8 protein-coding genes and 1 rRNA gene are annotated in these 6238 nt (G+C 70.4%); 4 read left to right on the top strand and 5 right to left on the bottom strand.

Features of this window, described 5'->3' with window-relative positions:
• Together VGE38_RS04045 and tyrS are read right to left on the bottom strand one after the other, a co-directional pair.
• Positions 1 to 69, bottom strand: a 16S ribosomal RNA gene (locus VGE38_RS04045); the annotation flags it as partial.
• A gap of 648 nt (positions 70 to 717) precedes the next feature.
• On the bottom strand, positions 718 to 1986 hold the full coding sequence (gene tyrS / locus VGE38_RS04040; RefSeq protein ID WP_331141249.1) for a tyrosine--tRNA ligase: 1269 nt from the start codon (positions 1984 to 1986) through the stop codon (positions 718 to 720).
• Between the two features lie 150 nt (positions 1987 to 2136).
• Between tyrS and VGE38_RS04035 the strand changes: the two genes are divergently transcribed.
• Positions 2137 to 2586 (top strand): hypothetical protein, encoded by a 450-nt coding sequence (locus VGE38_RS04035; RefSeq protein WP_331141248.1) that lies wholly within the window; start codon positions 2137 to 2139, stop codon positions 2584 to 2586.
• Positions 2587 to 2611: 25 nt separating this feature from the next.
• On the opposite strand, the gene VGE38_RS04030 is transcribed toward VGE38_RS04035, so the two are convergent.
• From VGE38_RS04030 to VGE38_RS04020, 3 genes are read right to left on the bottom strand one after another with little or no spacing between them, the layout of a single operon-like run.
• Positions 2612 to 2854, bottom strand: coding sequence for a hypothetical protein (locus VGE38_RS04030; protein WP_331141247.1), 243 nt, complete (start codon positions 2852 to 2854; stop codon positions 2612 to 2614).
• Positions 2851 to 3495, bottom strand: a complete 645-nt coding sequence (locus tag VGE38_RS04025; RefSeq protein WP_331141246.1) for an RNA polymerase sigma factor — start codon at positions 3493 to 3495, stop codon at positions 2851 to 2853. Before VGE38_RS04025 ends, VGE38_RS04030 begins: the two co-directional genes overlap by 4 nt.
• 5 nt (positions 3496 to 3500) lie before the next feature.
• Positions 3501 to 3734, bottom strand: a complete 234-nt coding sequence (locus tag VGE38_RS04020; RefSeq protein WP_331141245.1) for a hypothetical protein — start codon at positions 3732 to 3734, stop codon at positions 3501 to 3503.
• Positions 3735 to 3887: 153 nt separating this feature from the next.
• Between VGE38_RS04020 and VGE38_RS04015 the strand changes: the two genes are divergently transcribed.
• From VGE38_RS04015 to VGE38_RS04005, 3 genes are all read left to right on the top strand, one after another.
• Entirely contained in the window at positions 3888 to 4325 is a 438-nt protein-coding gene (locus VGE38_RS04015; RefSeq protein WP_331141244.1) for a hypothetical protein, read from the top strand.
• Between the two features lie 74 nt (positions 4326 to 4399).
• Positions 4400 to 4969, top strand: a complete 570-nt coding sequence (gene folE, locus VGE38_RS04010) for a GTP cyclohydrolase I FolE (protein WP_331141252.1) — start codon at positions 4400 to 4402, stop codon at positions 4967 to 4969.
• A complete protein-coding gene (locus tag VGE38_RS04005; RefSeq protein ID WP_331141243.1) occupies positions 4966 to 6222 on the top strand; it encodes an NAD(P)/FAD-dependent oxidoreductase in 1257 nt (418 codons plus the stop codon). Before folE ends, VGE38_RS04005 begins: the two co-directional genes overlap by 4 nt.
• Positions 6223 to 6238 lie beyond the last annotated feature (16 nt).

Raw genomic sequence — 6238 nt, 5'->3', positions numbered from 1 at the left:
CCGCTCGACTTGCATGTGTTAAGCACGCCGCCAGCGTTCGTCCTGAGCCAGGATCAAACTCTCCGTTGAAAACAACACCCACACACTCACGTGCATGGAAAAAGAGATGCCTGACAAGGAGATCACTGACACACCCAGACCAAAAGGCCCGGGTAACTGCCAGAATCATCTGTCAAAGAAACCATCAACCATCTTGTGGTCGACGGGGCATAACAAACTAATTCGTCGACTATTTGACACACTGTTGAGTTCTCAAGAATCACACGCGCACCACGGCTCGAGGCTGTTGGCCTCTCCCCTGCGGGGCTTGTTTTCCAGACTTTATCAGATCCGCTTGGCTTTTCGCAATTCGTTCGCGATTCGCTTCGCTTTACTGCCTTGTCTGTGTCCCAGACTTTATCAGATTCGCTTTCCGCCTTGTCAATTCGGCGGTTTTGGCGCATCTGTCGATCTGGGGCAGATCTTATGGAGGCTTTCCGCGCCGATCCAAATCGGCGCGGGGCCTGCCGTTTCCGCACACACGACTCGCCGGGCTTCTGCGTCGACCTGGTCGATGACCGTGGCACACACGCATCACCCGATGAGGTGAATGAGGAGGTGGCCGCCTCGGGGCCGGGAGCCCGGCCGTTGGGCCTTGCTCCCCGCCGCTCCGTTGGCGACCCGGAGAACATTAGACCAGCGCCGCGCCCAGCACAAATCGAACGCGTGCGGTCTGGGTCACACCACCTCGACGCCCGCGAACCGCTTCTTCCCGCGGCGCAGGACGAGCCAGTTGCCGGCCACCAGGTCAGCCTGCGTCACGGCTGCCTCGGGGTCCTCGACCCGTGCGTTGTTGAGGTAGGCGCCGCCCTCGTTGATGGCACGTCGGGCCTCGTTGCGGCTCGCGGCGAGCCCGCTGGTGACGAACAGGTCCACCACGCTGGGGAGACCGTCCGACGCCGGGATGGACACCGACCCCGCCTCGCGCAGCGCGGCCGCGAGCGTCGTACCGCTCAGCTCGGCGAGGTCTCCCCCGCCGAACAGCGCCGCGGCAGCCGCCTTGGCCTGCTCGGTCTCGGCCTCGCCGTGGACCAGGGTCGTCATGTGGTCTGCGAGCGCCTTCTGGCCCAATCGGAGGAACGGCTTCTCGGCGTGCTCGGCCTCGAGGCGCTCGATCTCCTCGCGCGTGAAGAAGGTGAAGACGCGCAACAGCTCGCCCACCTTCTCGTCCTCGACGTTGAGCCAGAACTGGTGGAAGGCGTACGGCGACAGCATGCTCGGGTCCAGCCAGAGCGCACCGCCCTCGGTCTTGCCGTACTTCGTGCCGTCCGACTTGGTCAGCAGCGGCGTCGCGAAGGCGTGCGCCTTGCCGCCCGCCGAGCGCCGGATCAGCTCCACGCCCGCGGTGAGGTTGCCCCACTGGTCCGAGCCGCCGAACTGGAGCGTCACGCCGTGGTCGCGGTAGAGGCTGAGGAAGTCCATCGACTGCAGCAGGACGTAGGAGAACTCGGTGTAGCTGATGCCCTCCTCGAGGCGGCGGGCGACGACGTCGCGCGCCAGCATGCGGTTCACCGGGAAGTGCTTGCCGATGTCGCGCAGGAAGTCGATCGTCGACAGGCCGGCGGTCCAGTCGTAGTTGTTGACCATGCTGGCGGCGTTCTCACCCTCGAAGGAGAGGAACGGCTCGATCTGGCCACGGACGCGCTGCACCCACTCCTTGACGGTGTCGAGGGAGTTGAGTGTGCGCTCGCCGGAGTCGCGCGGATCGCCGATCATGCCCGTCGCGCCGCCCACCAGGGCGTACGGCGTGTGACCGGCCAGCTGCAACCGCTTGGCGGTCAGGACCTGGACGAGGTGGCCCATGTGGAGGCTGGGTGCCGTCGGGTCGAAGCCGACATAGAACTTGACGCCCTCGGTGAGGGCCTCGGCGAGGGCCTCCCGGTCGGTCGAGTGCGCGATGAGGCCGCGCCACTCGAGGTCGTCGAGCAAGGTCGGGTCGATGGACACGGGGGGCCTTTCCGGGGATGGCTTGCGGGGCTGGTGCGGATCTGTGACGCCGGCCCGGGAGGCCCGGACCGCTCCCCCAGCCTAGTGACCGCGTCCTGCGAGCCGCCGCCCGGCGGCGTACGGCGGACGGGTGGTGGGTAATGGCAGGAGGTGTCGAACTTCGTGATCGGCCTGTTCGCCGTGCAGCTGCTGGGTGGTGCGTACCTGTTCAGCTACACGCTCAGCGCGGGCCGGCTCGACAGCACCGCTCACGCGACGCGTCTGCCGAGCGCGGTCGTCTTCAGCCACCTGCTGCTGGGCGGGTTCTCGACCGCGACGTGGATCGGCTGGGTTGTCACCGACGAGCGCGGTTTCGCCTGGGCGTCCTTCGTCAGCGTCGCGCTCGGCGTGCTGCTGGGCACCGTCATGGGCCTGAGGACCGTCACCAAGCCCGCGGTCGTCGACGTGCCCCAGAACCCCGTGCCCGGCACGCCGCCCGATCCGGCCGACGTGCGCGTCGCCGAGAAGCAGATCCCCGGCGTCGCGCTGCTCGGCCACGGCGGGCTCGGCGTCACGCTGCTGCTGCTCACCCTGCTCATCGCGCTCGACGTCCTGAGCTGACCCGGCGTCGCGCCGGTCGACCGGGTCAGCCGGCGTCCTGAGCCAGCAGCTCGTGCAGCGTCTCGGCCTCCTCGGCACACGCACCACAGCCGGCGAGGTGGGCCGACATCACCGGGTCCTCGTAGTGCGGGTCGGCGAAGCGCCGCTCGACGTACTCGTCGATGCGCGCGAAGCAGTCGTCGCAGGACAGGTAGGGACTCGTGTCGGCCAGCAGGCCGGCGATCGCCTCGGGACTGAGGCCGCGGATGGGCTCTGGCGTGGGGGTCATGGGGTGCTCCGGTTCGGGCGGGGCTCGAGGTGGCCGCTCTCGCTGAGTGCCGAGCGGAGCCGCCGGCGCGCGTCGTGCAGGGTCTTGTACAGCGCGTTGCGGGTGCTGCCCAGGCGGTCGGCGAGGACGTCGATCGGCACCTGCTCCACCAGCAACGCCAGCACGACGCGCCGCTGGTGCGGCGTGAGCTCACTGGCGATCGCGGCCTGGAGCGCCCGGGCGAGCTGGGCGGCCTCGCTGTGCTCCTCCGGACCCGGCGCCCCGTCGACCACGACCAGCGTGTCGGGGAGCGAGACCTCGCGGTGACGCCAGGCCTGCCGGCGTACCGCCACGCCCGCGTGGAGGACGCCGAACTTGTAGGCCCAGGTGGTGAAGCGGCTGCGTCCCTCGAAGGTGCCCAGCTGGCGGAGCACGGCGACCATGGCGTCGCCGGCCGCCTGCTGGGCCAGGTCCTCCAGGTCGCCGGCACCCGCACCGGGCAACAGGTCCCGCAGGCGCCACACCTGGTGCCGGGTCGCTCGCAGCAGGAGCTCGTGGAGCCTTCGGAGCGCCTCCTGACCGTCCGGGCCGTGGTCGGCCAGGTCCGTCAGCCAGGAGTCGTCCGAGGGCGGGGGCACCACCTCGGGTGTCGTGGGGTTCACGGTCGTCACGGTGCCACCTCGCGGGGCATCGGCGCCAGGATCCGGACCGCGAGCTCTGGCGAGCAGCCGCGGTCGACCAGCTGCAGCAGCGCATGCAGGTCGAAGCGGGGATCGGCGACGACCACGTCGGCCAGCGGCGCCGGGAAGCCGCCCTCGATCAGCTCGCGGCGCCGCCAGGACCGGACGTCGACCGGCGCCTCGGCGCGGTTCGGCAGCGACGGCGAGTCGTGAAGGGTCATGCCTGTTTCGTGTCGGCGGACCGAGGGGTTCTTACCGCCGGCACTGACGCCGGTAAGACGACCGGGCCGAGGTGACACCAACAGGTCATGCAGCACCACCGGCGGCTTCGTCGAACCCGCCGGACGAGAGACCGTCCAGAGAGGTAGCACCCCATGACCACGAACACGTCCACTCCCGGCACGCTCGGATCCCCCCTCCGCGCCACCCGAGGCGGCACCGGCGCCGAGCGCGCCTACCTGCTGTTGCGCACCGTCTTCACGATCGCGCCGATCGCGTTCGGCCTCGACAAGTTCGCCGAGCTGCTGACCGACTGGGAGCAGTACCTCGCACCCTGGATCAACGACCTCGTCCCCGGCACCGCCCACCAGGCGATGCTGGCCGTCGGCGTGATCGAGGTGGTGGCCGGGATCGTGGTCGCGATCGCGCCGCGCTACGGCGCCCTGCTCGTCGCCGGCTGGCTGGCCGGGATCATCCTCAACCTGGTGACCATGGGCGAGTTCTACGACGTGGCCCTACGCGACTTCGGCCTCCTCGTCGGGGCGCTCGCCCTGGCGAGCCTGGCCTGGGGCCGCGGCCGGAACGCGGCATGACCGGCATGACCAGCAGCGCGCCGTACCCCGCCGACGGCGCCGAGCCGGAGGCCGGCCGCTGGCGGCCCCGCGTCATGCACGCGGGGCCGCAGGTCGACCACCTGGCGGCCGAGCAGGCAGCCGCGGCCCTGCTCACCGCGCTCGGGCTGGACCTGACCGAGGAGGGGCTCGCCGACACGCCGCGACGGATGTCACGGGCGCTCATCGACCTGACCAGTGGGCCGGACTTCGACCTGACGACCTTCCCCAACGACGAGGGGTACGACGAGCTCGTGCTGGTCCAGGACATCCCGTTGCAGTCGCTGTGTGAGCACCACATCCTCCCGTTCGTCGGCGTCGCGCACATCGGCTACCTGCCGGGCGACCGGATCCTCGGACTCTCGAAGTTCGCTCGCATGGTCGAGCTCCACGCCCGGCGCCCGCAGACCCAGGAGCGGCTCACCCAACGCGTCGCCGACCACCTGCAGACTGCGCTGCGACCCGACGGGGTCGGCGTCGTCATCGAGGCCGAGCATCTGTGCATGACCCTGCGGGGCGCTCGCGCGCCGGGCGCCCGCACCACGACGTCGGCGCTGTTCGGCCGGCTCCGCGACGACCCTCGCAGTCGGGCCGAGTTCCTGGCCCTGACCAGGGGGACGGCATGAACCAGGACCCGGACGACGAGAGGGAGCAGGCCATGGAGATAGTGATCATCGGGGCCGGCCTCGCCGGCGTGTCCGCCGCGGAGGAGCTGCGCGCTCAGGGACACAGCGGCGCGATCACCCTGATCGGGTCCGAGCCGCATCCGCCGTACGAGCGACCGCCGCTGTCCAAGGGACTGCTCCTGGGGAGTGCCGACGTCGACTCGGTCTTCGTCCATGACGCCGCGTGGTACGCCGAGCAGCAGATCGAGCTGCTGACCGGCACGACGGTCACCGAGATCGACCTCGACACCCGTCACGTCGTCCTGGCCGACCGTCAGCTGCGCTACGACCGGCTCCTGCTGGCCACCGGAGCGCGACCGCGCCGCCTGCCCTTGGTCGACGGGTCGGCGGCCGACGTGGTGTACCTGCGCACCCTGGAGGATGCGCTGACGCTCCGGGCGCGGCTGACCGGTCACGTCCTCGTGATCGGCGCCGGCTGGATTGGGCTCGAGGCCGCGGCTGCGGCGCGGGAGGCAGGAGCGAGCGTCACCGTGGTCGAGAGCGCGTCCCAGCCGCTGGCCGGCGTCCTGGGGCCCGTCGTGGCACCGGTCTTCGCCGACCTGCACCGCGCGCACGGCGTCGACCTGCGCCTCGCCACGTCGGTCGCGTCGGTCGACCACATCGGCGGCCGGACCCGCGTGCGCCTCTCCGACGGCCACCGCCTCAGCCCCGACCTGGTCCTGGTGGGCATCGGCGCCGAGCCCTACGACCACCTCGCCGCCAAGGCGGGGCTCGCCACCGACCGCGGCGTGCTCGTCGACGCGTTCCTCCGCGCCAGTGACCCGCACGTGTACGCCGCCGGCGACGTGGCGCAGCACGACCACCCCCTGCTCGGCAGGATCCGTGTCGAGCACTGGGACACCGCGATCCAGCAGGGGCGCCATGCCGCCCGCAGCATGCTCGGCGAGGAGCAGCCCTATGCGCGCCAGCCGTACTTCTTCACCGACCAGTACGACCTCGGCATGGAGTACGTCGGGCACGTCGGACCGGAGGGATCCGACGAGGTGATCGTCCGCGGCGACCTCGAGGCGCGGGTGTTCAGCGCCTTCTGGCTCCGGGGCGCCACGGTGCTGGCCGGGATGCACGTCAACGACTGGGACGCGATCGAGGCGATCCGTCGCATCGTGGCGGCTCCCGCCGTGGACACCGCCGCCCTGCGCGACCCCAGCATCCCGCTGGACGCCGTGGCCGACGTGGCACCGGGCCGCCGGTGAGGATCCTCACCGGCCG

The sequence above is a fragment of the Nocardioides sp. genome (assembly GCF_036405735.1).
Taxonomy (GTDB): domain Bacteria; phylum Actinomycetota; class Actinomycetes; order Propionibacteriales; family Nocardioidaceae; genus Nocardioides.
The sequence above is the reverse complement of the archived record's forward strand: the minus strand, read 5'-3'. Positions and strand labels throughout refer to the sequence as shown.